This is a genomic window from Nonomuraea sp. NBC_00507, from assembly GCF_036013525.1.
In the GTDB taxonomy this organism is placed as follows: Bacteria; Actinomycetota; Actinomycetes; order Streptosporangiales; family Streptosporangiaceae; genus Nonomuraea.
The window spans coordinates 76,279-100,454 of sequence record NZ_CP107854.1; the positions used below are offsets into that span (position 1 = coordinate 76,279).

Here is a 24,176-nt window from a genome sequence, read left to right on the forward strand (position 1 = left end):
TGTCGCCTGGCGGAATGTGTGCCGTACATGCAAGGGGACGAAGCGGTACACAGGGTGGATCTACACCTAAGGGAAACACGTCGTCCGACCCCATTGGTGAACGCGCAGGCTGCCGGATCCATTGAGCGTGGCACGAGAATGCGCTCCTTATTGCATGCAATAGACTTGTTAAGTGAATTACATATAATTACGATGGGGAGATGGGAGCGGCACCTCGATGTCGTCGTTCCTCAGCGATGCCCATCCCGCCTCCAGGGAGGAAAGATGACCTGCACCCCGGCCGCTTCGTCTCCTGATGCCCTGCTCATGGGGTCCCTGCTCGCCGAAACACAGAAGAATCTCCCCGACGGTCCCCTCGACATCCGGCTGCATCCCCACGACACCGGGACAACGAAGTGATCTTCGATGAGTTGGTCGTCAGTAACCTCGGTGTCTTCGGCGGGCGCCAGAGTGTCCGCCTCACCCCGCCAGCGCCGGATCGGCCCGTGACCCTGATCGGCGGCCTCAATGGGTGCGGCAAGACCACGATGCTGGATGCGATCCAGCTCGCCTTGTACGGCGGCCGCGCCCGCTTGGCCGGCCGCCGGGGCGGCTACGAGGCGTACCTCGCCGGCCTTGTTCACCGGCATGCTCCCCCCGGCGAGAGGGCCACGGTCGAGCTGGAGCTCCACACCGAACGCGAAGCCCGCATGCTGCAGATCCGGGTGTGTCGATCCTGGCGTATCACCAAGACCGGCCTGACCGAGACGGTGCGTGTCCTGTCCAACGACAACCTCGCCGGTGTCCTTGCCTTCGATGAGGCCATGACCGCCGACTGGGCCGACCATGCCGAGACCCTGATCCCGAGCAGGCTCGCTTCGTTGTTCTTCTTCGACGGAGAGAAGATCGAAGCGTTGGCGGAACCCGACACCGCCCGCGAGGTCCTGAAGACCGCGATCTATGGGCTGCTCGGCGTGGACCTGGTCGACCGCACAGCCCAGGATCTAAAAGTGCTGGAACGGCGCCACAAAGGCGTGAAGCAGCCGGTGGAGTTGCTGGCCGTTCGGAATGCCCGTCTGCGTGACCTGGCCGCGGCCACCCGCGAGCATCAGTCCGCCACCCAAGCGGCACGACAGGCTCGAGACGTTCAGGCCCAAGCGCAGAAGCGGGTGGACGACCTGGAGGAGGCATACCGGCTAGCTGGGGGAGAGGCGTTTGAGCAGCGTCATGAACTGGAACATCGGCTGACCGCCGCGCAGGCGGACCTGCGACAGGCGCAGGAGGAGATGCGCGACGTGATCAACGGCTGCGCTCCCCTGCTGCTAGCACGCGACCTGCTCGCCGACGTTGCAGCGCTGGCCGAATGTGAGAGTGACACATTCCGCCAACGTGATCTGGTCGAAGCGCTCCCCGACCGCGACAATGCAGTCCTGTCCGACCTGGCCAGCCGTGGCGTGGCGCCGGAGGCGCTCGCCCAAATGCGGACGGTGCTGGAGGCAGACGTCACAGCGCGCCGCGCGACAGCCGCCCGACAGGTAGTGGTCGGCCTGCCCGCGCACGCCGCCGCGCAGACGCGTCTCCTGCTGGACATCGAACTCCCCGCGGCGAGCCGCGCTCTTACCGACCTGACCGACACGCACTCCAGGCTTGCCGCGGAGGGCGACACCATCGAGCGCCGTCTCGCGGGAGTTCCCGACCGGGAGGTGATTGCCGACCTTGGTGCGGAGCGTGACACAGCACGGGCCGCGCTGACGTCCGCCATCGAGGCCGTAGCCCTGGCCGATGAGACCGCCCGCCGGGCGGAGCGGCACGCCGAACAGGCTCGCCGCCAGCTGGACGAGGCGCACACCAGTTACGCCGAAGCCGCGGTCGGGGTCGAACAGTCCCAGCGGATCGTCAGGTTCAGCGAGAAATACCGCGACACCCTTGCCCGGTACCGCACAGCGATCATCCAACGTCACGTGGGCCGTATCCAAGCCGAGGTCCTCGCCTGCCTACGCACCGTGCTCCGCAAGACCGACCTGGTCACCGACCTCACGATCAGCACCGACACGTTCGATGTCACCCTGCTCACCCCGGCCGCCGACGGGCCGGCAACGCTGCTATCCCATCAGCTGTCGGCGGGGGAGCGGCAGATGCTGGCCATCAGCCTGCTATGGGGCCTGGCCCGCGCCTCCGGCCGGAGACTCCCCGTCATCATCGACACCCCACTCGGGAGGCTCGACTCCGAACACCGCCGGCACCTCGTGCAGCGCTATTTCCCGAACGCCGGTCACCAGGTCGTGCTGCTGTCCACCGACACCGAGGTCGCCGACAGCGCCGTCTCGCGGCTCGAGCCCTGCCTCGGCCGTACATACCGCCTGGACTTCGATCGGGTGAAGGCCTGCACCCAGATCCGCGAAGGCTATTTCGCTGAGCAGCCACAGGAGGTGGCCCATGCCGGTTGACCGTCTGAGACTCAACGAGACGGGCCGCAGCCAACTCGTCACGTTGAGGCGGCGAACAGGCCTGCCGACCTGGGCCGTCATCTGCCGGCTTGCACTGTGCCGATCCCTCGCCGAGCCCACTATCCCGCCACAGGTCCCACTCCGCTGCGATTCCAACGTGGAAATCGACTGGAGAACCTTCGCAGGAGCGCACGGCGACGTGCTGTGGGGGATGCTCACGCTGCGCTGCCACCGCGACGGTCTCCCGCTGGACGAGGAGGCCATCGCCACCCAACTCGGCCTCCACGTACACCGCGGCCTGGGTTACCTCGTCGGAGACCCCACCCTGAAGACCATCGCCGATCTTGCCGCACTCGCCTCATGCGCGTTGGAAGGACAAGCCACGTGAGTCGGCCACACGCTCCGGTCGAAACCGTCCGTTTGTGGGGCGACCTCGCGGAGTGTAACCGGCATGCCTGAGCAGGAAGTCCTCTTCGAGGACGACAGCCGTGGGACCTTCATCGAAGGACCATATCGATACAGCTTGTGGCGCACGTGGAAAGGCCACGGTGACCGGGCGCTGTGCGGCTGGGTGATGTTGAACCCCTCGACAGCCAACAACCGCGACGACGATCCCACCATCCGCCGCTGTATGGCGTACGCCAAAGCGTGGAGATATGCGGGCATCGTGGTCAGGAACCTGTTCGCATTACGCGCCACCCGTCCCCGTGACCTCCTGACGGCGAGCGACACGGCGAGCGACCCGGTCGGCCCGGACAACGATAACTGGCTGCGCCAGTGGGAGGGGATGGACCGGATCGTGGTCGCTTGGGGAACTGGCCGTTACCCCCGGCTGAAGGGCCGGTGGGAAGGGGTGGCCGCGTTGCTCGAGCCGCTCCACCCGGTGTGCCTGAGCACCGCACGCGACGGGCAACTCGTCCATCCGTTGTATCAACCCGCCGGACTCGTTCCGCGTCCGTGGCGGGTGCCGATAAGACGGTGGTGAACCCGGTCCGACGTCCGCAACCTGCGACCCCAGTGGCTGGCCGCACACGTCTCCGGGCGCAGCGGAGAGGTGCACGGCCGATGCAGCGACTACAGTGTCCGGGCCGTCTGGCTGCCCGCGATCAACGCGTGCACCTCTGTCTCCCGGTAGCGGCGATGACCGCCGAGAGTGCGAATACTGGACAGGCGTCCGGCTTTGGCCCAGCGCGTGACGGTCTTCGGATCGACGCGGAAGAGGGATGCGACTTCGGCAGGCGTGAGAAGTCGCTCGGTGTCGGGGGACGTGATCTCAGTGGTCATTCCGTGGCTCCTCTGAGCTGATCGGCGAGGGGGCAGAAAGAGCCGGTCCAGCCGCGGGGGAGACGGGCCAATCAAGGGGACGTTCGACCGGCAGGCCACAGATCATGTCCTTCCGGCACCCTCGGGCCTTTCCGTCCTCTCTGGACAAGCTCTTTTTAATATTATAAACCATCAATCCCGAGCTGATGACGTAGCCCTCGAAGTCACATGCAATAGACTCGATTTACTAATTACAGCACTCGCGGCCAGGCATCGCCGGTTCGTCAGCATCTGGCCCCGACACCCCAAATCGCCGCACAGCCTGTGCCGTGGCCAGGCACGGGTCGGCTGTCACACCACGCGCAACACCATCACGACAGGGTGCGGGACGCCGGTGAAACACCCTGTCGAACAGAAGGGAGCAGGCATGGTGAGAGCCGACCAGCGATCCCATATCGGCCGGAGACAGCCCTCCATCAACAGCCGCAGCCTCGAGCTCCTACCCCTGACCGGGCCTGGCGCGGTCTACACCGAGACACAGGGCCGGATGCCCGGCCCCGCCTACACGCGTGAGGGACTGGCAGACCTGATCAGCTCGATCGCCGAACTCGGCCTGCTGCACCCCGTGGGCGTCGAACGGTTGCCCGGCCCGCAGCAGGGGGAGTCACGCCATCGGCTCGTCGTCGGTGAACGACGTCTGAGTGCGCTCCGGCTAGGCGCAACCCTGTATCACGACCACCCAAATTTCGCCGCGGTCCCAGCCCTCGTCTGCCCTGGCCCGCTGAGCGAGACCGAGCGTCGACGATGGCAACTTGCGGAGAACCTCGCCCGGGAAAAGCTGCAGCCCGGAGAATTGGCCGCGGCGCTGCTCCTCCAGCGATGCGCCATGCTGACCGACGCTCTCACGGCAGCCGGCCTCCCTGTAGCGGACGACATCGCCCGCAATCCCGACCCGGCCAGCCGGCTACACGCTCTGGAAGAGCTGCGCAGCGACGCGGGCCGCACTGACTTGGCCGTCTCCTGGCGCGACGTCCTGCACTGCCTCGGACTCGAAATCCCGCCACGCAAGGCCTCCGCACTGGTGGCCGCCTTCAAGGCTCTGCCGCGTGAGCTGTCCGCCGACCTGGACACCCACCAGATCGCGTTGGCCACGCGGACCGCTCTCGCCCGCGGAACAGGCGGACAGACCGAGCTCGCCATGGACCTGTGGCGCGCCGTCAGAGATACAGGCCGACCCGGACTAATCACCGCCGTAGTCAGAGAGCAAGCACGCAATCCCGGCATGGCAGTCGACCAGCTGCTCGCGATAGCCGAACAGCCACGAGGTCGAACACCCCTCCGCCCACCGGTCGCCGGCGACGCTCCAGGGCAACCGGCCGTCGAAGCCGAGCCTGCGGCCACACTCGAGCATGCCCTCGTGGAGGACACCATCGCGGGGATGCGCCGCCTGGTGGCCCAGCTGCGCCGCGGCGCCATCCCCTCAGACCGGTTCTCGACCGGCTCCCTGCGCATGCTGGCCGCCGAGATCACACGGCTCCTGCCACAAGCGGCGGAGGCGACACCGTGATCACACAGACCGTCCAGCCGCTGACCCCCGCCGCGGGGTGCAACTGCGCCGTCTGTCCCTTCTACCGCGGCAACCCTGACGCGCCACAGCCGGTGTGCTCAGGCTGTTCGTCCGACTGCGAGTACTGCGCCTGCAGCCGCGCCGCCGACCAGCGCGCCGGCGGACCGGGCGGAGGCTGCAGCCGGTGTCCGGTCAGGTGTGGCAGCCGGTCCGACATCAACGCCTGGATGGCCGACGTCGGACCGCTGACCTTCGACGACCTTCACGTCCCGGGAACCCCGCCAGTCGGTCTCCCGAACCTGATCCCCCAAGTTGACAGCACGGCCATCAGCGCCCTGGACGCAGCGCTCGGCTGGCCGGGATACGCGTTGGGCTTGCGACGGATCCTCAGCCCCGAAACGAGAAAGATCTACGCGAGGTGGCAGGGTGCCGACGCGCGCACCATGCTCGGCCTGTCCGCCGACCAACAGGCCATCTTGGTCGGCCACGCCGATGACGACATGGTGGAAACCCTGTGGACCCGCCGCCGCGCGGACCACCTGGCAGAAACGATCGCCGATCAGGGCTGGGACCTGGTGATTGGTCCCGACTTTTCCGTCTACGGCAATCAGCCACGAGCCGAGCACCTCATCGCCATGCGCCGCAGCCTCCTGGTGGCCGCCGAGCTGGCGGCCGCCGGCGCGCCGGTGGCGCCCACCCTCCACTGGTTCCGGCACGAAGACCTCCAGCGCTACCTCGACTGGATCGTCGACCGCCATCCGGCTGGGCCGGCCGCGGTGGCCTGCAATCTGCAGACGCTCCGCACAGACCGAGCCTGGAACGAGCTCGCCCTGCCCGGCTTGGCACTGATCGCAGCAACCCTTCCGCCCGACCTGCCGGTGATGCTCTGCGGCACCAGCCGCGCCTCCCGCATCGCCGAACTCGTCACCCTATTCGGCACCCGAACCCATGTGATCACTCAAAGCCCGCTGCACTACGCACGGCATGGCGCCGTGATGACCGCGACAGGCCGCCAGCACACCGACTGGCAGGTCCCTGAACTCTTCGCGGCCAACGTCCTCTACTACCACAACCTTCTGGAGGCCCACCGATGAGTACCCGCATCCCCAATCCGACCGACGACACCCCGGTGAGCGCGCCGCAACGCCCCGAGGGCGGCTACTACGACCTGGAGCTCATCTACGACGCCGGCCGATGGCGCGCCTACGGCGACACCCCAGCCGAGCTTCTCGAGCTGCTGCTGCCCGGCTATCAACAGCAGGACGCCCAGCAGCAGTATCAAGCCCGCATCCGGGCCGCCGTCGACGTGCAGGTCGCATTGCAGGCGCAGCTGAATTCGGCCAACCCGGAACTGGTGACCCGGTGTACGGACGAGCAACGCGCCATCTTGGTGGGTGACCGCGACCGGCCTCCGGCTCCTGAGGCGTGGACCGCACCGATGCCGCTCGTGCTCGTCACGAGCTTCTACGAACCTGACGGAGAGCTGGGACGGCCGACGGCCGCCGGTGACGCGATCATTTGGCTCGACCCGAGCAACGACTGGAGCCTCCTGGAGTCCCTGCACCGGGCGGGCTGGATCCATCTTGCCCGCCGGGCGCCGTCAGCACCGGACACCGACATCTAAGCCCAGGGAGTCGGACCCATGGGCCGAGGATCACGATCGTCGCACGTCCACCGCGAGGTCGCTCCCACCGCGCCAGCACCGTCGCCAGCGCCAGGCCCTGCGGCCGGCGGAGGGGCCGGTGCGGTCATCACCGAGTTTGGCGGCCGCGCCGGTGCCTCCGCCGGCCGCGTAGGCCCGGTCGGTGAGCCATATGCCGACGTCCAGCCAACCTCCGCGGCACAGGAGGTTCTCGTCGACCTGGCCGAGGTTCGCCAGCGAGCCGGGCAGGCCCAGCAACGTCTGCGTGAGCAATGGGCCGACCCCCACGGCGAGGTGAGCTACCTCAATAATCCCGAGGCCTTCCAGCAGGCCTACGACGAGGCCAGAGCCCGGAGAGAGCGTGGCGAGCCACCCATCTCGTACATGTATGAGGACGCCACAGACGGGCTGGGGGCCCGCGAGGGCGGCCGCGCCTTCGGCGTGGAGATCGAATTCGACCTCTCAGGAGCAGACGACGATGATGCCCTGGAGGCCATCGCTCGAGACTTGTACGACGCGGGTCTAAGCCGGTATGCGTATCAGGGCGGCTACCACTCCAACATGCGCGAGGGCTACAGCGACGCTCCCAACGGTTGGCGCCTCGAGTCAGACGCGACCGTGGCTGGCGAGATCGTCTCCCCGATCATGTATGACGAGCCGCAAACCTGGCGAAATCTGGAAAAGGTTTGCGAAATCGTGCGCCGGCACGGGGGAGTGGCCACGTACAACACGGGAGGCCATGTCCACGTGAGCCTCCACGATTACGACCACACCATCGACAATCACAACCGGCTACTGCAGCTCAACGCCGCCTACGAGGATGTGCTCTTCAGGATGGCGCAAAACCCCGCTGCTCGACAGCACAGGGGGACGAGCTGGTGCAGGCCCAACCAAGTCCCCGCCGGCGGCTACCGAAGCGTTCAGGAGGTCAGCTGGAGGAACGCTGGCCACGGCCTTGGGCTGAATCTTCAGGCCGTTAACGGCGGTCGCCAGGACCACGCCGAAATGCGCATGTGGGACGGGTCCCTCGATCCGTCCGTCATCCAAACACAGATCAAGACCAGTCTGGCCCTGGTGGCAGCGGCATCACGCGGCGCTGAGGCGGATCAGCCTGAACGCCTGGGAACGCACCGACAGCGCAATGCCCACCTTCCCCGCGGTGAGCGCCTGCGGGGGCAAGCCTGGTTGGACGACACCAGGAGCTTCCGCCAGCTGATGGACACCATCTATCGACGGGCGCGAGACAAGGCCCAAGCCACAGCGTTATTTGCATCGACGCGCTGGCAGCGGCCTCGTTAAGCGCGAGGAGAGTTGAGAAACCGATAGTGGGCCTCGCGCTTGACCCGCAGCGCTCACGGCGTCAGTCAAGGCCGTGGGCCGCCTCCGCGTTCCTTTGCTCGATCATGGTGGCGGCGGTGAACTGGATCAGTACCAAAGCGCGCGCTGACTCCGAGGACAACCCGCGCTCGATGGCGTCGGTGCAGTCCCTGACCAGGCCCGCATGTTCCTCGGCCCGCTTGGATCGTGTATGGATCTGCACTTCGAGGTACAGCCGGTTCATCAGCGTCACGCCGGAGGCTGCGGCGCGATCAAGTTCTTCCGTCATGGCACGAACTGCTGCCCGGTCCTCGTCAATGAGTTGCTGGAGCGTGACAATCGATTCGTGCATGCGTGACACTTTCTGGGCGCTTCAGGACGGAGAGGCATCTTCTCCACACCGTGTCCAAATGTCACTGGCAACACCTGTCGTGAAGGTTTCTCGGCTTTCGGTCAGGCTTGTTCAGCGCGTCTGAGGGGTCACAACGCGATGAAGACCTGGGGAAGCTCGCAGACCTCGTCCCACCGGGTCTGCGCTCGCTCCAGCCACGTGTCGGCCCACGAAAGCCGCTGGCTGAGACTCTTCGCGACACGGGCGCATCCGTCGCCGCCGCTGGGGTGCAGGCGGTCGTGCTCGCGGTGCAGCTCAGGATGGGGCTGCTGTCCGTAGCCCTGCACAACGCGGGCCACTCGCACCGACGACAGGTGAAGTTTGGCCTCCGACTGATGACCAGTGTCGAATTTCGCCGCAACATACGCCGCTGGCAACGGTGGCGGCGTCTTGGAGTCGTAGTCGTAGCTGTCAGCCCCTTGGACGGAGACGATCCGGGCATTGCCGATACTTTCGGCGGCCACGCAGACCGCAAGCTCGTCTTCAGGCCGGTCGTCGAACCGGGGAACTGCGTCCACCGTGCCCAACGGCCGATCAACACGGGCGCGGCGAAGCTCGTCGTCTTTCTGCCACACCACGTGCTCGTGGACCACGGAATCGCGATCCCGGTCGCACTTATCGGGGTGGTAGTTGACCCGGCACCATGGCGTCCCGAACGCCTTCCACGTCCGGGAGTCGTACAGGGGTTCTTCGTAGAGCTGCCGGAAGACGGCGAGGGTGACCTGCTTGCCGTTGACGGTCATTGCCTTGATCTCGACGGTAGCGGTGGTGATCTCGGCGGATTGGGGCGTCAGCGGAGGACGGCGGGTAGCCACGGATCTCCCTTCGCACGAGGGGAATGCCTCCACGGTAGACCGCGAGAGTGGCGTCGGACAGCGCGGACAAGGCGGAGCATGTCCCGACGGCGGCGGCGAGCTGGCTGTCCGCTTCAGGGCGGCCGGTGCGCCACTGCCGGCCGCGTCATTCACCGTGAGATCGACCACGACCATGCCATCGGCCTGGTGCGCGGCCCGCTGTGCGGGCCTTGCAATACCGCGAATCCAACGCCGCCTGCGGCATCGCATCATGGCCGCACACCCCGGCCTGCTCGCCACTCGCCGCCTACCGGGCGAGCTCACCGGCTGCGTCGTACGGCTAGGAGACCTACAGACAAACGACTCTCATCCCAGCCCCTGATGGCACCGTGTTAACGCGCTTGATCTGGACCGGCATCGCTCACGCCTCTCCCGCAAGACGCCGGGGAGGGGCTGCCGTCTGGATCGATGGTGTCTCGTCAGGTAGTTGCCGTGATGCTCTGCTCAATGTGGTCGAAGATGTCCGCGTCGGTTTCCTTCTGCCACGCAGGAAGATCGTCCCAGTCGGCGACGTACGAGGGTTTCGGGTCGACGAAGTGCTTGTAGATTTGCCCGGTCCAGCAGATGGCGATGAACCGACCGCGCTGCTCGCGGGTCAGCTTGGCCGTGGTGCCGTTCGTGGACTTGATGAACGCGTGCACCTGCTCGGCCACCGCCGTGGCGGCGTCTTGCTCCCACTGGGGCGTCTCCTCCCACGGTGTGACGTAGCCGGCCTTCGGCTCGCCGGGATAGTGCTTGCGGACGCCGTTGATCCACGCTGCTCGGAAGACCCGCCCAGCCTCACTCATGGTCATATCCTTTTCGCTCATGCTGCCGATGTGATCAGGCTATTGATGTCTTGATTCAAGGTATCCATTCGCTGATCATGCAGGAGCGGCTTCATCTGATCTTGCAAGCCGCGCAGACGCCGAGCGATGAACATCGACCCCGTGTGCCGAGCGAGTTCCACCGCGGATTCTCCGTAAGACACCACCTGGTCCCGATCGCCGCGTTGCAGACCGAGAACCGCCAAGTCGATCAGAACGCCGCCGCGTCGGCGAGCCGAGAGGCTTTGCGCCAGCGCCTGGGAAAGAACTTGCTCGGCCAAGTCTGGACGACGCAGTGCGACGTAGCAGGTACCCCGCTCCTCGGCAAGCCGGTCGCCATCGAAGCGGAGCCAACCTCCGGTGTGCACCTCTCCATTCAGGTCCCGGACCAGGGCAGCTTGATCCAATGCACGTTCGCAAGCACCTAGGTCACCGAGCCCGGCCCACGTTTCCGCCTGGACGGCCGCCACCCAATGGCGGGTGGACAGGCTGCTGTCTCCTCGGCGAGCAAGGCGAAGCGCGAGGTCCAGCATCGGTTCGGCCTTGTCGTATTGACGCTCGTAAACACCGATGTAGGCGTGGCGGGTCATCGCACAGGCCCAGAGGTCGAAGGCTTCGGCCTCCTTGCCGGCAGTGGCTGCCAGCGTGTAGCAGTGGGCGGCGTCGGTGTACCGGTCTCCGTCGAAGAAGATTTCGCCCGCGAGCTGGAACAGGTCAGCGGTCAAGGAACACAGTCGCCGCCGTACTGCTGGTCCGTTGGGATGTTGCAGACTCCGAACAAGGACCGCCAGATGGTCCTGGACGAGCGGGTACACCTTGGCCTTGGACGGCGCCAAGACGAAGACTCGCCATAGATGAGAATTCAGGGCCTCGAACTGGTCCAGGTTGGCCTGATCCACACGTCCGGAACGGCTGGCGTGGGCAACCCACTGAAGGTCAATTTCGTCGTCCAGCGGCGGCGCCGCGACAACCACCCCCGCCATGCTGAACAAGCGGAGCAACTCTCGTCGGTTCATCTCGTCGATCTCCTGATCGCACAGCAGTGCCAGCTCGGGCGGCGGGGTGTCGGTGGCGGAGGTCAGAAGAAAGAACCTGGCCCGGACGTCTTCGGGAGCCATCCGCAAAGCGGTGTCGAGGATGCGTTGCTGAGTGGTGCCTGGCTTGAGGCTTGGCCTGGTGTCCCAGTTGGCCACCGTTCGCGGGGACACCCCCAGGCGCTGAGCGAATTCAAGCTGGGAAAGCCGGTATGCCTGCCTGAGCGCGGCGGCTGAGGCGCCGGTCCATTTGACGACGTTCACTGCCCGACCTCCACAGGGGGGTGCGTGCCCTGAGGTTACTCTGCGATGAGGCGGATGTGCGGTCAACGTGCAGTGCCGTTGCAGTGTAAGTGCGGTGCCGCGACATTGGCGGCTCGACGTCGGCGATGCGACCGTCAAATTGTGACCGACAGAGCTGATGTGGCCGGGCTCCTCGCACGGAGAATCTAAGCCGCTACCTAGGCGATCGTGCAGGACTGGCAGCCAGGAAGCTTGGATCGCGAGGGGACGGCAGCAACAGTAAAAGCAACACCCCAGCTGGAGATTCGATGACGACTGGGCACGGTACCTCAGTTCCGGCTCTGCTCGCCGGTTAACCAACACGCGGAGGCCTGCTATGCGCAACGCAAACTCAACAATGAGTGAACGGCAGGAACTACCGACGCCTCCCCAGCGGGCATGCGGGGCTGGCCTCCACTTCAGCTGCGATGAGGCGCATTCATCATGACAATCACCATGTCGGAAGTCTCGATCACCTGTCGGCTCTATCTCAGGGTCAACGGCCTGGTCCTTTGGCGGATGCCGCTCAGGGCTCAGCTCTCTTACGTACCTCGAGAGAATCCGTATGCGGTATGTCTCACGTTCCTGAGTTACCCGGATCAAGATTCGTGGTGGATCGATCGTGACGCTTTCAGCGCTGCTTTCACACGGCACGTTGGCAAGGGCAGCGTACGTCTGGGTCCGTTGCCCGGCGGGAGGAGTCCGCACCTGGTGATCTCGCTCCGTTGCGCCGATGGGGAAGTCAACGATCTCGTGGTCGGTGCCGGGCGGGCCCTAGAGTTCTTGGCCGAGACCTTCGAGCTGGTCCCCAGCGGTACCGAGTCCTCCGCGCTCGAGGCTGGTCTTGACGACTTCCTCGGCCGCGCATCTTGACCATGCGTTCGCTCTGCCAGCGGAACTCAGGCGCAGCTGCATGACACTGCGCTGCGGTGCTGGAAAGGATCGAGGCTCCGCTCGTCGAACGGGAGCCCTCGATCACACGACAGGACGAAAGCCGATCTCGTTATGGCAGGGCTTGCACCAAGGGCTGAGCAGGTCAACCGTGTCCGGATTGCGGTAGAAGTTGGTGCGAGGACAGGTGGTGCCGCACCGTGGGCAGTGCTTGTCGCCCGTCATAAGAACTGCCTTGTAGGGGCGAGGGCGCCGACGCGAGGGCGCCATTGTGGCGGTGCGATCGTCGGACGCATGAGCAGAGTGCTGATCCAGAAGTTCCGCTAGAGGCGGGATCCGGTGGTTGCGTCGAGGGCCGGGAACCCGAAGGTCGCCGACGCGGGTGTGCAAGGCCGCGATCGCATTGGCAAGCCGTCTGGTGATGACGTGCTTGTTGAGTTGAAGGCCGCCAGCGTAGCCGAGCTCTCGGGCTACCCACATGCGATTGAATCCACGGGATGCGAGATCATCCAGCAGCGTGAGCGTGGGCTGGATGTCAATGCGCTCGTTGTCGGGGTTGGTGGTGCGTCCGCGGCTGCCAGCCTGCGACATGCGAGCGGTGCACATGTCGAGTGTGGTGGCCAGCAATGAGTCGGCGTACGAGCGCTCCAATTCCTCGCATTCGCCCTTGAGTAGGGTCCGAATCACGCCGAGAGGGACGCTGGAGGCGACCTGGATCGCGGTTCGCTTGGCACCGGACGTTTCAAGGTGTTGCACGTGGCGCTGAGCAGGGCCGGCCGGGACGGGATCGACCAGTTGTCGTTGCTGCGCAAGGCGCTCGCGATCTCGGGTGCGCCTGGCGTCGAGACATAGCTCGCAGGGACAGTGGGCGGCGATTCCTTTCGCTGTGCCGTGTGGGTGGCCGCCCAGGTCCAGAGGCTCTCCGTATTCCACTCGGGTCAACGGCACTTCCCATTTCCAGCCGGGTACGGCGTTCAGCCAGGTCGCAAGCTGAGGGTCCAGGCGCCCCTTCCGGTAGAGGTGTCGTTGCCGGGTTGTCCAGCGTCCCAGGTGTATAGCGCCGTCGGGCAGCTCCTCGATCTGGCTGCTGGGCGGGGTGGCGTGCCCTTCCCGTCGGGCGTAGCGCTGGAGCGCGGAGTACGCGAGGCGCCACCGTGTTTCGCTCACTTGCCAGCGGAAGCTGGGCTCCCCGTTGGCCGTGTACGGGGTGGCAGCGATGATCTCCTCTTCGAGGGCGGGATGAAGTCGGCCGGTCAGCTTCCGCCGTCGCACGGCCCACACCCAGCGGCCCAGGGGCAGGCCATTCTCCATATGAGCTTCGCCCACGTCGGCATGGTGCTCGAACTCGCAGAATAGCCGCAGAGCCTGGATCATGGCCACGTCGTCGGCGGGCAGCCCTCCGTCCCAGCGCCATCCCGGAAGTGCAGCCAGTTGACGGGTACGATCACGGCTGAGCATCTCGTCGCGGTACAACTGCCGTTGTCGTGCGACCCATGGGCCAAGGTGACGGTTCTCGGCGGCCTTCAGCCCGTCATAGATCGAAGGCTCGGCCGGATCCTGGAGCAACGTTCCCCGCTCGCGCGCCAGAGCGGTAAGAATCTTCAGAGTCTGCTGCCAGTACCCGTCCTCGCGTTCCCAGGTCCAGCCGGGCACCTGCTCCAGCAGGCGAGCCCGGTCCGCAGGGAGTCGTTTCTCCCGGTAGGCCACACGCTGCTGCTCACACCAGTTGCCCAGCGGAGCGCCCCGCCAGCTCGCCTGCCATGGCACGACACGGCCCTCGTGCCGGTCGGCGTAGTCCTGCAGCAGCCCGTAGAAGGCCGCCCATTGAGAACCCACCTCCTGGACCAGCCGCAGGCGAAGGGAGGCTTCGTCCATGTTGCCGGGAAGCACGAAGCTGACGCGGCTGAGCCGAGCTGGAGCGGTGCCACGCCTGGAGTGAGCGCTCTTGGCGCGGTCCATGTCGGCCGCCAGGCGCTCGTCGTGCGCTCGAAGCGCACGCAGCACCGACCAGACGTGCGCGAAAGGACCAGTCAACAGGGTGCTGTCGTCGTCGCCATCGGCCGACAGAGCGACAGGAACCACGATTGTGCCGATCTGTTTGCCCGGTGCAGGCCGCATGACCCTCCCGACGGCCTGGATGATCCGGGTCATGCTGCTCAGGGGATCGGCGAAGACCACCCCGTCGACGGCGGGCACGTCGACGCCCTCCGCCAGGCAATGGGCGTTGGACACGACCCGGACTTCTTCCGGGTCGTCGTTGGCCAACCAGGAAAGAGCGTGGGCACGTTGCTCGGCGAGCATGTCCCCGCTGAGGTGCCGGGCTCGAAGGAGGCGCCCGTCTGGCAAGCGCTTGCCGACGAGCGCTGTAGCGAAGGCCGCGGCCTTGTCGACGCGGCCGTGGAAGGAGATGATGCGGCGCAATCCGTGCTGCTGGACGGCGGCCATGACGGCGGAGAGCAGCTGCGAACCCTCTGATAGACCAGCGCGATTGTCGTGAGACCGATCGGCGATCACGGCGACCTGGTAGTCGGTCAGTAGTCGCTGGGCTATGGCGGCGCTGAAAGTGAGGCGGGCCGCGATAGGGCCGAAGATGCGTTCGTCGCTCATCGACAGCGATTCTGGGCGGGAGGTGATGTAGGGAGTGGCGGTCATGAAGAGCCGCTTGCGCGCGAGGATCGCGTGGGGGTTCAGCGCCAGGCGGAAGTCCTCGCGGGGGCGGCCTCCCAGGTGGTGCGCCTCGTCGGCGACAAGGAGGTCAAATCCGGCGTCACGGTGCTGGTTGGCAGCGATGCGCTGCGCGTCCCGGATCACCGGCAGCGAGTGGTATGTGCAGAACACCACCTGAGGTCGTGCCGAGGAGGTGGTCGTCAGGAAATGCGAGACCTTTTGGGCGGAAGTGGTGACCGGAGCGCGCTGAGTCGCGCCGAGCAGGTCTAGTCCATCGGCAACGTCGTCAGCACCACTCTTGTCCGCGCCGGCTGCGGTGGACGGGTCGGAACAGACCACGAGAGCGTCGAAGGGCCAATTGCCGGCACGGCGCCACTCGCGCAGGAATTGCGTGATGAGGGAGAGCGACGGCAGCAGGACAAGCGTGCAGTGCGCCTGGGAACGCTCGGCGTGCCAGCGAGAAATAAAGGTCTTGCCACTGCCACAAGCCATGACCGCCTGAGCACGGTCGTGATCGCGAAAGACGCGCTCGAGCTTGGCCAGCACCTCGGCTTGGTCGGGTCGCGGTGTGGGGAAGCCACGTCGCGGCCGGACCGGCGGGTGGCGAATCAGGAGATCAGTCACCGCGTGATTGCCCTTCGGGGGTCGGAGTGAACGCCCGTGCGGCCCGGAGGAGGGCCGCACGGAGGCGGTGAGGCGAAAACCGTAAGCCGCAGTGGGTCACGTAGAGGTGGCGACGACACCGCGCCGCTCGAGTGCTCTTGCCTGGATCGCGATCTTGGAGGGGTGGTCCGCCGGATAGGCCGGATCGAGCCAGTGCACCAGGGGATGGCGCTTGCGGCCGGCGGTCCATCCCACGAACTCGGGATGGACGAAGCCGTTCTGGTGGGCCAGGGTCTGGAGGTCATCCACAGGCAACGTGGACAAGTAGTCAGCAGTGGCGCTGGCGAGGTGCCGCCACATCGGCGAGGTATCGATGTCGGACGTTGTCTGTGCGATGGTCAGGTACGCCCGTGCCGTGGTGGCCAGTTCACGGATCGCGCCGTAGATCGCGGCCGTCGCAGGGCAGCGTGTTCGGAGAACGTCGATCGCGTCGATCAGGTGCTCGGCACCGCCGACGGCTTCGTCGGCGGGCAGCTGAGTGGTGAGGGCGCCGCCCGAGGAACCGATCCGGTCGGCGACGGCGGTCAGAGAACTGGCGATGGCGCGCAGAGCGTGGACCGGGTCAAGCTGGTGTGTCTGGTTGGGAGGCATCTGAGGTCCTCTCGTCATTTTTAGTAGTAGAATACATCTACAGTCGGGGCATTGCCATGCGTCCGAGCTCCGCACGCGACCCAGCGCACGACCCCCTCCGAACCGCGGAAGATCAAGAAGCGAGCACATACAACTATCATGTTAGATATATTGCATCTGTTTAGTGCAATCTATCGTAGAACCGTAGAGCACCTCTGATCAGGGGAGGGAGGCTACGGGATGCCCAGCGCAACAGCTCTCACGGGCACGCTCCCGGGTGACAGCCGGCTGGCCGTGGAGGACTGCGAGTCGCTGCTGGCCTACGTTCGGGCCACAGTCGCGGCCGATCAGCGGCACGAGGCCAGGCCCGCGGAGTACCTGGTCGAGTTCCTGGAAGCCCGCGGCCTATCGATTCCGGACGATGCCAGCCCCGACGAGGTCCTTGCAGACCTGTCGATGACGACTCGGCGTAGAACGCGCGAGAAGAGCTTTCCCGGACTCCCATCACAAGTTCACCGCGTCCGCACCTTCCTGGCAGACGTCCTCGCCGACTGTCCCTGCGCAGAATGGGCGGTCTTGCTCGGTTCTGAGCTCGCTGGCAACGCCGTACGCCACAGCGCTTCCGCTTTGGAGGGCGGCACGTTCACGGTTCGCTGCGAATACGTCCCCAGCCGATGGGTTCAGGTGTCGGTGATCGACCAGGGCGAGCTGCCTGAGGGTCACTCGGCCCTCACGGGGTGGGCGCCGGCCGAGCACGGCCGGGGGCTCTCCATTGTCCGCGCCGTGGCCACCGTGAGCGGCACCGAATACACCGAGGGCGCCACACGGTCATGGTTCCGCCTGGTTCTGCCTGTGGCCGTGCCTGGGCAGAGCGGCGATCCCTGACTGACGGCTCAACTGCCCTTCACCCCCGCAAGATCCACGAGTCTCTCATCAGGGCCGGTCATGCAATCTGATCAAACATTCATCCTCAAACTGACACTGCAACTGGCCGTACCCCTCCAGATCGACGCACTGAAGTCGTTGACGGACGATCAGCGCCAACGCGCGGCCGAAGAGGCCGCGGAGATCATCGCGACCCATGGTGATGATCTTCAGTTCGGCGGTCGTCACTGCGCCGAGGCGTTCAACGCTCTGGCCCGTGGTCTCGCTCTGGGCGCGGCCGCACCCGGCGGGATCACCTTCGCCGGGCTGCACTGGTGTACGACACCTCACCCAGAATGCCCCCACGCCACGCCTGCGACGTCGAAGGCTTGCCTCTCGCCAGGTCGAGCCTGGGCGACAGGGAGGGCGTGATGGATCGCTTGGCCGCACACATCACCATCGACCGGATGAGCGGCACGCTGGTCCTGCTGGAGTTGGCCCGCCTGGCGCGTCAGGCGCCGCCCGAGCACCAGGCCGCCATCGAGCAGCGTCTGCAGATAGAGATCACTCTGGGCGCCGAGATGCCGAAGATCACGACGGTGGTTTCGAAGTGCGGCGGTCCTCCTCCGAGCCGGACCACGTGCTCGGCAGATCGCAAGGGGTCACCGGCGAGATGACGGACAGACGGACGCTGAGCGAGCTCCTGCAGCGTACGGGAGACCCTGGGGCAGCGATGCGGCAGTTGGTCAACGCGTGCGCGGCCGCGCGCGGTCTCGTTCCTCCGTTCGACGTGCCGGCGGTGGTACTGGATCTAGGCCCGCTCGGTGACCTGTCCGTTTGGGGGCCGGCCGAGCTTGGTGCCGCCTACGAGGCGGTGCTGGACGATGAGCACCGCGCTCATCATGGCACGTTCTTCACCCCGGAGGATGTGGCGCTGTTTCTGGCTCGCTTCACCTTGGAGGGGCTCGAGCCTCGCCTACGCGGCCAACTGGTCGTCGTGCCCGACAACGCGCTCGACACCTTGGTCCTAGATCCGACCTGTGGAGCCGGGATTCTCCTGGAATGGGCCGCCGCGCGGTTGGCTGTGGTGTGTTCGGCATTGGTCACCGGACGTCCCGACCCCTCGCCTGGCGACATCCTGGCCGTACTTCCCGAGGTCTACAGCCGCTCCGTGTTCGGCGTCGACCTCGACCCAGTCGCCGTGGAGGTCGCCAAGGCGGGCTGCTGGCTCGACATCGACGGCCGCCGTCCCTTCGACTGGCTCGACGACAACATCATCGTCGGCGACGCGCTCGCCGGTGACATGCCGCCCGCGTTGGCCAAGAGGCTGGACGAGCCCGTACCACTGATCATCATCGGCAACCCGCCCTACAGCGAGCACGCCAAGGGACGAGCGCCCTGGCTGGAACAGCGCCGCACCGCAGGTATGCCGGAACTGCTGCCCCGGCCGTGCATGGACGATTTCCGCACCAACGGCCGCACGGACGGCAAGCTGTCAAACCTGTGGACGTTCTTCTGGCGGTGGGCGGTCTGGCAAGCGCTGGAGGCCCGTGACCCGGGCGGCGCGGTAGCGCTGCTCACCCCCCACGCATACCTGATCGGCGGCGCCTTCGCCGGAATGCGGGAGCACCTGCGGCGCGTGGCCGACGAGGGCTGGATCGTGGAGTTGTCACCTGAGGGCCACCAGGCGCCTGTGCCCTCCCGCATCTTCCCTGGGATCCGCACGCCGGTGACGATCGGCATCTTCGCCCGCTATGGCCCGCCGGACACTAGCACGCCCGCCTGCGTCCGGCATACAGCCGTCAAGGGCAGTCGCCAGGAGAAGTTCGCTCAGCTGCGAAAGCTGGTGGCCTCGTGACCAGAGACCGCCTGGTGGAGGTGCAAGGAAGACCGTGAGTGCCACGGCGACATCCTGCTCGAGTTCCTCGGAAGACCGGCGCAGCTCGCGCACCGCAACCAGATCGCATAGCCGCCCTCCTTCACCGCGGCGCCAAACCTCGCCTGTTCTGATCCGACACATTGACAAGGAGCACCTGGTGAAGACCCCGCAGAGTTGCGCACCCGCCTCGGCCGAGATCGCCGCAGACGACCGACCGGTTTATCAGGAACGAGCCGCCCTGCTCGCATTTCTCACCGGCCACCACCCCGCCTGCATCGTTCACGGCGACCCGAGTCAGCCGGGGATGGCCCTGCTCTACGTGCACACCCCACAGGGACAAATGTCCTGGCATCTCCACTCGGAGGACCTGGTCTTGTTTCCCCACGTGCCGAGGATGACGTACCCGGATGGGCCGCTGTGGGATGGCCACAGCACCACCCAGAAGTACCGGCGCCTGGACAGGCTGGTGCGCAAGTGCACCCCTTTGGGGGCAGCGCCTGATGACCTCGATGCCGCTGATGTTCAAGCCGGCCAGTTTCTGTTCATCAAGAAGGAAGATCGCGTGCAGGTGCTGGAAGTCCGGGAGGGCGGAGCACTGCTCAAGGTCCGGCGCCTGCGCGACCATGGCATTCGCTTCGCGCACCGCCGCGGCGACCGTTGGCACTACCTGTAGCGGGCCGCCGCGGCCTCGCCTGGCTCGCCTCGTCGCCGAGCTCGTCGTGGCCCGCTCGCACCCACAGGGAGCGGCGCAAGGCCAGACAGGACGGCCTGTTCCACTAAGCCAGCAATCAGCCACCCCGCGCAGCGACTGCCCGGCGTGCACCACCACCACAGGTTCACAACTGATCAAGGAAGAGAAGGTCTCCGTCATGACCGCTGCGACAATCCCGTCCCCCATGCTCGTCGCCGCCCGGCAGCACCTGGCGGCGACCGCCGAGCGGGCCTGCCAGGACAACGATCTGCTGACTCACCCGGTCGATCGAGCCGTCGTCGACGCCGTGCTCGGCTCGGCCGGTGCCCTGCTGGGCGACCGGCGTGCGGGTGAGCGTCTGGCAATGGCCAGTGACCAGCTGCGCCACCACGTCCAGCAGGGCCAGGCAGATCCCCAGGAAGCGGCCATCGCACACACCCTGCTGGCCATCCTGCACGCCCTCCACCCCATCTGGACCGGCAGGTCTTCCGCCACCTGGAGGCGGCTAACGCGCTGGTCAAGAGTCAGGGAGACGGCCCGACGGGCGGCGAGGCACTGGTGCAGTCGGCGCTGACCGGCCTCGCCTGCGCCCTGCTCGCCGCCCGAAACGCCTGACTCTGCTCGGTCCACGACCGGTAGGAGACGACGATGATCAACGACGGCGAGGCATTCGCGACGCGCGCCGCCCTGCACGGCGCGAAGATCGCCGCCGACTGATCAACCCAGACGGGCGCGCGCCACCGCGGCCGATCCGCCAAGACCTCCACGGCGGGCGCGCCCGCACACCCCACTTCCGATCCCAGAAAGATCAGGGAGGCAGATCTCATCATGACGCAGCCCAACCCGGGCTTCGACCCGACCACTCTGCATGCGCGTCGGGACCCCAACGACCCGATGGACGCGACCCAGCATCCGGCCGATGATCGCTACTACCCGAGCGTGCCGCCGCCGGAGATGCCCGCCTGCGAGCTCGAAGCGCTGGTGATCTACCACGATTCCGTCACAGCTGGCGCCTGCACGTGCGGCTGGTGTGCGTTCTACAACGAACAGGACCGGCGCGCCCAGGCGGAACACGGCGGTGAGACGGTCAGGCGCTGCGACAACACCCGCGTCGGTGTGCTCGTCCGAGACTCCAGCAGCCGCCTGCTGGTCATCGACCGTGCTACCCCGCCGGGGGGCGTGACCGGGCTCGCCGGCCACCTCGACGAGCACGCTGTTCCCGAGAAGGCTGCCAGGGACGCGGTGCTGAAGGAGGTCGGACTGCAGGCCGTCCACCTGGACCTGCTGGTGTGCCGCTGGCGCGAGGACCGCTGCCGTCGCCAGACCGGTCCCGAAGGCATCGGTCATGAGTGGCACGTCTACCAGGCCCGGGCGGACGGCGCGCCTTCCGCCCGGGCCTGTCAGGCGTTCCGCGCCCGCTGGCTGACCCGGGGCCAGTTGCAGGCGCTGGTCGTCCGAACCGCGGCTTACGCCCGCGGCGAGCTCCCCGACGCGGAATGGTGGGCCAGCCCTGGCATCGCGCCGGTCTGGGTGTTCTGGCTCAGCCTGGCCGGGCTGGTCACCGCCACGCGCGAGGACCTCGCCGCCATTGAGCAAGCCAGCAGCTGGCAGGTGCGCACATGACCGGCACGACGATGACGGCGGCGCCGGTCCGCGGAATCCCGGTCGACCCGCCGCCCGCCGTGGTGAGCCCGGTGGTGTACCTGCTGCACTTCGATCAGGCTTACCGGCACGCCGGCCACTACACCGGCTGGACCAGCGACCTGCGGGCCCGCCTGGCCGACCACGCCGCCGGACGGGGCTCGCGGTTGCTGGCTGTGGTGCGCGCGGCAGGGATCGGCTGGCGCCTGGCCCGCACCTGGCCGGGCGGCCGAGACCGGGAGCGAGCGCTCAAGCGGCAGGGCGGTGCCTCACGCCGTTGCCCGCTATGCGGGGTGCGCCCCCGCCTCACCGTGGGCGGGGAGGACCGCCGGTGACCGTCACCGACTCCGCCGCCTTCCCCGGCGCGCCGGCCCGCCTGCTGCGCGAGCTGGGGGTCGTCCGCGCCGAACTGGCCCGCGTCAAACGGCCAGCCCGCTCGTGCTGGCTGGCCGTGTCCTGCCCTGCCATGCCGGACGAGGAGCGGCGGCTGCTGCACGTACGGCTGGAGCCTGGTCGGCGGGACCGTCGCCGTCCAGCGGTTGCAGAACGTCGAACCCGAGAGTCTGACGCTGACCTACTTCGAGGAGAGCGTGCTGCCACGTCGGACCAGCTCGTCGAGGCGGTCGATGGCTGGCTACACACGCGACCGCAGCCGCAGGCGACCTACCCGCCGAACCGGCCCCGCCCGGCGAAGATCCTCTACAGGTCCGTCGAGAACCAAAGCGATGGCTTCGCCGCCGAGCTGGCCGCGTACGCCCAACCGGGAGGCACGGAACGCCGATGAGCGTACCCGCCAGCCGGCCTCGTCGCGCCCACCCCGCTGCCCGGTCGGACCTCGTTGACGACGGCGGGGGTGGGCACGAGGAGCGGCGCCCCCTGGTCGTCGCCGAGAAGCGGCTGGGCTCGCGCCGCTAGAGGAAGGTGTGTGACGTCACAGTGAACGGCATGCCAGGTCACAGCTGTTGGTAGGGGAACCGGGTACGCCACTGGTCACCGTACGTGTCACAGCGAGCGCAACTAGCACCTGGATAACTCAAGTGGTCACAATTCGCTGTCCACGAGAGGGAATGTCATGTCCAGGCCGTTCATATCGCGATCCCGCACGTGTCGTGCGATCGCAATCGCCGCTCTGACCGGGGCGGCCCTCCTCGCTGGAGGCCCCCTGTCCGCTCAGGCCGCCACTCACACGATGGCACCGGGTGCGGCCTGGGTCGACGGGAACAGCCAGGAGGGCGAGGCCATCGTCTATGCCGGCCTAAAGCGGGTCACCGTCTGCGACTTCAATGCGAACGATGGAACGGCGGTTGGCATCAAGTACGCCACCAGCTTCCTGAGGGTCATCCAGGTGCAGGCCCCGCAAGGTGGCTGTGCGGACGACAGCGTCTTCTTCGGCTCGATCACGATGGCCCGCTTCTGCTCGGGCTTCGCCGGAGGCTCGTTCCCGAGCAGGTGCGCAGCGACGGCCAGGTTTAGCTGACCGCTCGCTACGAAGCAGGGGGCGCGATACCGCGCCTATCCGTCCCCTCTCGGCGTCGTGGTGAGCAAGCAGTGCGTTAGACCTCGCGCCGAAGGCGTCAGGCGCCGCGGCCCAACTGGTTAAACAGCGTATCTACCTGTGCGACGTAGGCACGGAGTTTGTCTCGTTCAGCCGTCGCGCTGCGCAGCTGTCCCCGCAACCTGTCTTGCTCCTTGACTGCCCGGTCGCGTTCAGCCCGGGCCTTGTCGCGCTCGCTGAGGGCGCGGTCGCGCTGCTCCGTGAGCGAGTCAAACCGTCCCTTGAGCCACTCAAGAGCGGTTGTCGGGATGCCCGTGGGAGACTCATGCGCGCAGCCTCTCAAGGCACAGGTGTCCACCGCCACGGGCGCGGCCCGCGCTCGCCACGCAGGCACGCCAACCGCAGCTTCACCTCGTCGCGCCGCGCCGGGTTCTCCGCGGCGACCTGCGCGGCCATGCACGTCATGCGGAACTCGCGAATGTCCCGCAGCGTCTCGAACCCGGCCCACGCGGTGACATCGTGCCCGTACGCCTTGACGAAGGTTCCGTAGTCCTCGGCCGTGATGCCGGCGATGCTGAACGCCTTCACGGCTGTGGAGGTCAGGTCCCATTCGGGCGGGCCGATCGAGCAGCGCTCCAAGTCGAGCAGCACCACCTGGCCGTCGTCGGTGGAGACGACGTTGCCGATCCAGGCGTCGCCGTGCACGACGCTCTCGGGTAGCCCTTCGGGCAGTTCCGCGTACCGTGCTTCGAGCTCGGCTAGGTGGCGGCGCATCCAATGCCGGTCCGCCTTGCGGAGCGTGGTGGCCCGGTCGATCCGCTCGCCCAGCCGCACGAACGGGTCCAGGCGGCCGACGTCGCATTCGACCGGCGGCGGCAGGTCATGCAGGCGGCGCAGCGCGGTGGCCACCTGCAGCGCGGTTCCATGCTTGTGCGGCGCCAGCTCCCGCCACCAGGTGACCGCGCGCCCGTCCACCTCGACGGGCTGGTCGACGCCGGGCCACAACTGGACCGCGGGCACGTCGTGGGTCTCCAGCCATCTGGCCACCGCCACCTCGCGCGCCACGGCGGCGGCCTGGCCGGCGCGGGCGATGCGGGCGATGATGCCGCCCGGGAGTCGGAACAGGGCGTTCTCGCCGAGCCGGATCAGCTCGGCCCCAGCCGGGTCGAGCTCGGCGCGGCGGCTGGCCGCGCCGAGCACGTCCCGAGCTGCCACCTCGGCGCTGCTGGTCAT

Annotated in this window: 30 protein-coding genes; 19 read left to right on the top strand and 11 right to left on the bottom strand. The window is 66.9% G+C overall.

Annotated features, from left to right (window positions below):
• The first annotated feature begins 264 nt into the window (after positions 1-264).
• From OHA25_RS60245 to OHA25_RS60260, 4 genes are all read left to right on the top strand, one after another.
• A complete protein-coding gene (locus OHA25_RS60245) occupies positions 265-399 on the top strand; it encodes a hypothetical protein (RefSeq protein ID WP_327591327.1) in 135 nt (44 codons plus the stop codon).
• Positions 396-2,426 (top strand): DNA sulfur modification protein DndD, encoded by a 2,031-nt coding sequence (gene dndD / locus OHA25_RS60250; RefSeq protein WP_327591328.1) that lies wholly within the window; start codon positions 396-398, stop codon positions 2,424-2,426. The genes OHA25_RS60245 and dndD overlap by 4 nt, the downstream gene beginning before the upstream one ends.
• Positions 2,416-2,814, top strand: a complete 399-nt coding sequence (gene dndE, locus OHA25_RS60255; RefSeq protein ID WP_327591329.1) for a DNA sulfur modification protein DndE — start codon at positions 2,416-2,418, stop codon at positions 2,812-2,814. Before dndD ends, dndE begins: the two co-directional genes overlap by 11 nt.
• 63 nt (positions 2,815-2,877) lie before the next feature.
• Positions 2,878-3,411, top strand: coding sequence for a DUF1643 domain-containing protein (locus OHA25_RS60260; RefSeq protein WP_327591330.1), 534 nt, complete (start codon positions 2,878-2,880; stop codon positions 3,409-3,411).
• An 89-nt stretch (positions 3,412-3,500) separates the two neighbouring features.
• On the opposite strand, the gene OHA25_RS60265 is transcribed toward OHA25_RS60260, so the two are convergent.
• Entirely contained in the window at positions 3,501-3,710 is a 210-nt protein-coding gene (locus OHA25_RS60265) for a BldC family transcriptional regulator (RefSeq protein WP_327591331.1), read from the bottom strand.
• Between the two features lie 406 nt (positions 3,711-4,116).
• On the opposite strand from OHA25_RS60265, the gene OHA25_RS60270 reads away from it, so the two are divergent.
• The 3 genes from OHA25_RS60270 (at position 4,117) to OHA25_RS60280 (ending at position 6,880) form a co-directional block, all read left to right on the top strand.
• The gene (locus OHA25_RS60270) at positions 4,117-5,256 is read left to right on the top strand and encodes a ParB/RepB/Spo0J family partition protein (RefSeq protein WP_327591332.1); all 1,140 of its coding nucleotides are present in this window, start codon (positions 4,117-4,119) and stop codon (positions 5,254-5,256) included.
• Positions 5,257-5,483: 227 nt separating this feature from the next.
• On the top strand, positions 5,484-6,350 hold the full coding sequence (locus OHA25_RS60275; RefSeq protein ID WP_327591333.1) for a DUF4417 domain-containing protein: 867 nt from the start codon (positions 5,484-5,486) through the stop codon (positions 6,348-6,350).
• A complete protein-coding gene (locus OHA25_RS60280) occupies positions 6,347-6,880 on the top strand; it encodes a hypothetical protein (protein ID WP_327591334.1) in 534 nt (177 codons plus the stop codon). The genes OHA25_RS60275 and OHA25_RS60280 overlap by 4 nt, the downstream gene beginning before the upstream one ends.
• A 30-nt stretch (positions 6,881-6,910) precedes the next feature.
• Here OHA25_RS60280 and OHA25_RS60285 read toward each other — a convergent pair whose 3' ends face one another.
• Entirely contained in the window at positions 6,911-7,186 is a 276-nt protein-coding gene (locus OHA25_RS60285; protein WP_327591335.1) for a hypothetical protein, read from the bottom strand.
• A 6-nt stretch (positions 7,187-7,192) separates the two neighbouring features.
• On the opposite strand from OHA25_RS60285, the gene OHA25_RS60290 reads away from it, so the two are divergent.
• Complete coding sequence (locus OHA25_RS60290; RefSeq protein WP_327591336.1) at positions 7,193-8,197, top strand: amidoligase family protein; 1,005 nt, start codon at positions 7,193-7,195, stop codon at positions 8,195-8,197.
• A gap of 61 nt (positions 8,198-8,258) precedes the next feature.
• On the opposite strand, the gene OHA25_RS60295 is transcribed toward OHA25_RS60290, so the two are convergent.
• Together OHA25_RS60295 and OHA25_RS60300 are read right to left on the bottom strand one after the other, a co-directional pair.
• A complete protein-coding gene (locus OHA25_RS60295; RefSeq protein ID WP_327591337.1) occupies positions 8,259-8,567 on the bottom strand; it encodes a hypothetical protein in 309 nt (102 codons plus the stop codon).
• A gap of 128 nt (positions 8,568-8,695) precedes the next feature.
• Positions 8,696-9,349 (bottom strand): hypothetical protein, encoded by a 654-nt coding sequence (locus OHA25_RS60300; RefSeq protein ID WP_327591338.1) that lies wholly within the window; start codon positions 9,347-9,349, stop codon positions 8,696-8,698.
• Between the two features lie 150 nt (positions 9,350-9,499).
• Between OHA25_RS60300 and OHA25_RS61770 the strand changes: the two genes are divergently transcribed.
• Positions 9,500-9,796: an endonuclease domain-containing protein gene (locus tag OHA25_RS61770; RefSeq protein ID WP_442942259.1), complete on the top strand. Its 297-nt coding sequence runs from the start codon at positions 9,500-9,502 to the stop codon at positions 9,794-9,796.
• Between the two features lie 83 nt (positions 9,797-9,879).
• Here OHA25_RS61770 and OHA25_RS60305 read toward each other — a convergent pair whose 3' ends face one another.
• Together OHA25_RS60305 and OHA25_RS60310 are read right to left on the bottom strand one after the other, a co-directional pair.
• A complete protein-coding gene (locus OHA25_RS60305) occupies positions 9,880-10,254 on the bottom strand; it encodes a hypothetical protein (RefSeq protein ID WP_327591434.1) in 375 nt (124 codons plus the stop codon).
• A gap of 11 nt (positions 10,255-10,265) precedes the next feature.
• A complete protein-coding gene (locus OHA25_RS60310) occupies positions 10,266-11,564 on the bottom strand; it encodes a transcriptional regulator (RefSeq protein ID WP_327591339.1) in 1,299 nt (432 codons plus the stop codon).
• Between the two features lie 462 nt (positions 11,565-12,026).
• On the opposite strand from OHA25_RS60310, the gene OHA25_RS60315 reads away from it, so the two are divergent.
• Positions 12,027-12,455 (top strand): SsgA family sporulation/cell division regulator, encoded by a 429-nt coding sequence (locus tag OHA25_RS60315; RefSeq protein WP_327591340.1) that lies wholly within the window; start codon positions 12,027-12,029, stop codon positions 12,453-12,455.
• A gap of 102 nt (positions 12,456-12,557) precedes the next feature.
• On the opposite strand, the gene OHA25_RS60320 is transcribed toward OHA25_RS60315, so the two are convergent.
• Both OHA25_RS60320 and OHA25_RS60325 read right to left on the bottom strand, forming a co-directional pair.
• A complete protein-coding gene (locus OHA25_RS60320) occupies positions 12,558-15,824 on the bottom strand; it encodes a DEAD/DEAH box helicase (protein ID WP_327591341.1) in 3,267 nt (1,088 codons plus the stop codon).
• A gap of 36 nt (positions 15,825-15,860) precedes the next feature.
• Positions 15,861-16,394, bottom strand: a complete 534-nt coding sequence (locus OHA25_RS60325) for a hypothetical protein (protein WP_327591342.1) — start codon at positions 16,392-16,394, stop codon at positions 15,861-15,863.
• 219 nt (positions 16,395-16,613) lie between these two features.
• Here OHA25_RS60325 and OHA25_RS60330 point away from each other — a divergent pair, with 219 nt between their 5' ends.
• Complete coding sequence (locus OHA25_RS60330) at positions 16,614-17,258, top strand: ATP-binding protein (RefSeq protein ID WP_327591343.1); 645 nt, start codon at positions 16,614-16,616, stop codon at positions 17,256-17,258.
• A gap of 48 nt (positions 17,259-17,306) precedes the next feature.
• On the opposite strand, the gene OHA25_RS60335 is transcribed toward OHA25_RS60330, so the two are convergent.
• Entirely contained in the window at positions 17,307-17,570 is a 264-nt protein-coding gene (locus OHA25_RS60335; RefSeq protein ID WP_327591344.1) for a hypothetical protein, read from the bottom strand.
• A 98-nt stretch (positions 17,571-17,668) separates the two neighbouring features.
• On the opposite strand from OHA25_RS60335, the gene OHA25_RS60340 reads away from it, so the two are divergent.
• From OHA25_RS60340 to OHA25_RS60350, 3 genes are all read left to right on the top strand, one after another.
• On the top strand, positions 17,669-17,914 hold the full coding sequence (locus tag OHA25_RS60340) for a hypothetical protein (RefSeq protein ID WP_327591345.1): 246 nt from the start codon (positions 17,669-17,671) through the stop codon (positions 17,912-17,914).
• Positions 17,911-19,095, top strand: a complete 1,185-nt coding sequence (locus tag OHA25_RS60345) for an N-6 DNA methylase (protein ID WP_327591346.1) — start codon at positions 17,911-17,913, stop codon at positions 19,093-19,095. Before OHA25_RS60340 ends, OHA25_RS60345 begins: the two co-directional genes overlap by 4 nt.
• A gap of 178 nt (positions 19,096-19,273) precedes the next feature.
• Positions 19,274-19,789 carry a WDGH domain-containing protein gene (locus OHA25_RS60350; protein ID WP_327591347.1) on the top strand — a complete coding sequence of 172 codons (516 nt, stop codon included), beginning with the start codon at positions 19,274-19,276 and terminating at the stop codon, positions 19,787-19,789.
• 163 nt (positions 19,790-19,952) lie between these two features.
• Here the strand turns inward: OHA25_RS60350 and OHA25_RS60355 are convergent, their stop codons facing one another.
• Positions 19,953-20,264, bottom strand: coding sequence for a hypothetical protein (locus tag OHA25_RS60355; protein WP_327591348.1), 312 nt, complete (start codon positions 20,262-20,264; stop codon positions 19,953-19,955).
• A 371-nt stretch (positions 20,265-20,635) separates the two neighbouring features.
• Between OHA25_RS60355 and OHA25_RS60360 the strand changes: the two genes are divergently transcribed.
• The 5 genes from OHA25_RS60360 to OHA25_RS60380 all read left to right on the top strand — a co-directional run bounded on the left by OHA25_RS60360 (position 20,636) and on the right by OHA25_RS60380 (position 22,925).
• On the top strand, positions 20,636-21,430 hold the full coding sequence (locus tag OHA25_RS60360) for an NUDIX hydrolase (RefSeq protein ID WP_327591349.1): 795 nt from the start codon (positions 20,636-20,638) through the stop codon (positions 21,428-21,430).
• Positions 21,427-21,783 carry a hypothetical protein gene (locus tag OHA25_RS60365; RefSeq protein WP_327591350.1) on the top strand — a complete coding sequence of 119 codons (357 nt, stop codon included), beginning with the start codon at positions 21,427-21,429 and terminating at the stop codon, positions 21,781-21,783. Before OHA25_RS60360 ends, OHA25_RS60365 begins: the two co-directional genes overlap by 4 nt.
• Positions 21,780-22,232 carry a hypothetical protein gene (locus OHA25_RS60370; RefSeq protein WP_327591351.1) on the top strand — a complete coding sequence of 151 codons (453 nt, stop codon included), beginning with the start codon at positions 21,780-21,782 and terminating at the stop codon, positions 22,230-22,232. The genes OHA25_RS60365 and OHA25_RS60370 overlap by 4 nt, the downstream gene beginning before the upstream one ends.
• Entirely contained in the window at positions 22,229-22,363 is a 135-nt protein-coding gene (locus tag OHA25_RS60375) for a hypothetical protein (RefSeq protein WP_327591352.1), read from the top strand. Before OHA25_RS60370 ends, OHA25_RS60375 begins: the two co-directional genes overlap by 4 nt.
• Positions 22,364-22,637: 274 nt before the next feature.
• Positions 22,638-22,925, top strand: coding sequence for a hypothetical protein (locus OHA25_RS60380; RefSeq protein WP_327591353.1), 288 nt, complete (start codon positions 22,638-22,640; stop codon positions 22,923-22,925).
• A 357-nt stretch (positions 22,926-23,282) separates the two neighbouring features.
• Here the strand turns inward: OHA25_RS60380 and OHA25_RS60385 are convergent, their stop codons facing one another.
• Positions 23,283-24,176: a phosphotransferase family protein gene (locus OHA25_RS60385; protein WP_327591435.1), complete on the bottom strand. Its 894-nt coding sequence runs from the start codon at positions 24,174-24,176 to the stop codon at positions 23,283-23,285.

Excerpts from the sequence above, each read along its gene's own strand:
- OHA25_RS61770 (WP_442942259.1), top strand. The coding sequence starts at position 9,500 with ATGTCCCGACGGCGGCGGCGAGCTGGCTGTCCGCTTCAGGGCGGCCGG.
- OHA25_RS60295 (WP_327591337.1), bottom strand. The coding sequence starts at position 8,567 with ATGCACGAATCGATTGTCACGCTCCAGCAACTCATTGACGAGGACCGG.
- OHA25_RS60245 (WP_327591327.1), top strand. The coding sequence starts at position 265 with ATGACCTGCACCCCGGCCGCTTCGTCTCCTGATGCCCTGCTCATGGGG.
- OHA25_RS60330 (WP_327591343.1), top strand. The coding sequence starts at position 16,614 with ATGCCCAGCGCAACAGCTCTCACGGGCACGCTCCCGGGTGACAGCCGG.
- OHA25_RS60325 (WP_327591342.1), bottom strand. The coding sequence starts at position 16,394 with ATGCCTCCCAACCAGACACACCAGCTTGACCCGGTCCACGCTCTGCGC.
- dndE (WP_327591329.1), top strand. The coding sequence starts at position 2,416 with ATGCCGGTTGACCGTCTGAGACTCAACGAGACGGGCCGCAGCCAACTC.
- OHA25_RS60270 (WP_327591332.1), top strand. The coding sequence starts at position 4,117 with ATGGTGAGAGCCGACCAGCGATCCCATATCGGCCGGAGACAGCCCTCC.
- OHA25_RS60315 (WP_327591340.1), top strand. The coding sequence starts at position 12,027 with ATGACAATCACCATGTCGGAAGTCTCGATCACCTGTCGGCTCTATCTC.
- OHA25_RS60305 (WP_327591434.1), bottom strand. The coding sequence starts at position 10,254 with ATGACCATGAGTGAGGCTGGGCGGGTCTTCCGAGCAGCGTGGATCAAC.
- OHA25_RS60345 (WP_327591346.1), top strand. The coding sequence starts at position 17,911 with ATGACGGACAGACGGACGCTGAGCGAGCTCCTGCAGCGTACGGGAGAC.
- OHA25_RS60340 (WP_327591345.1), top strand. The coding sequence starts at position 17,669 with ATGGATCGCTTGGCCGCACACATCACCATCGACCGGATGAGCGGCACG.
- OHA25_RS60360 (WP_327591349.1), top strand. The coding sequence starts at position 20,636 with ATGACGCAGCCCAACCCGGGCTTCGACCCGACCACTCTGCATGCGCGT.
- OHA25_RS60375 (WP_327591352.1), top strand. The coding sequence starts at position 22,229 with ATGAGCGTACCCGCCAGCCGGCCTCGTCGCGCCCACCCCGCTGCCCGG.
- OHA25_RS60280 (WP_327591334.1), top strand. The coding sequence starts at position 6,347 with ATGAGTACCCGCATCCCCAATCCGACCGACGACACCCCGGTGAGCGCG.
- OHA25_RS60260 (WP_327591330.1), top strand. The coding sequence starts at position 2,878 with ATGCCTGAGCAGGAAGTCCTCTTCGAGGACGACAGCCGTGGGACCTTC.
- OHA25_RS60385 (WP_327591435.1), bottom strand. The coding sequence starts at position 24,176 with ATGACCAGCAGCGCCGAGGTGGCAGCTCGGGACGTGCTCGGCGCGGCC.
- OHA25_RS60300 (WP_327591338.1), bottom strand. The coding sequence starts at position 9,349 with ATGACCGTCAACGGCAAGCAGGTCACCCTCGCCGTCTTCCGGCAGCTC.
- OHA25_RS60365 (WP_327591350.1), top strand. The coding sequence starts at position 21,427 with ATGACCGGCACGACGATGACGGCGGCGCCGGTCCGCGGAATCCCGGTC.
- OHA25_RS60380 (WP_327591353.1), top strand. The coding sequence starts at position 22,638 with ATGGCACCGGGTGCGGCCTGGGTCGACGGGAACAGCCAGGAGGGCGAG.
- OHA25_RS60275 (WP_327591333.1), top strand. The coding sequence starts at position 5,484 with ATGGCCGACGTCGGACCGCTGACCTTCGACGACCTTCACGTCCCGGGA.
- OHA25_RS60265 (WP_327591331.1), bottom strand. The coding sequence starts at position 3,710 with ATGACCACTGAGATCACGTCCCCCGACACCGAGCGACTTCTCACGCCT.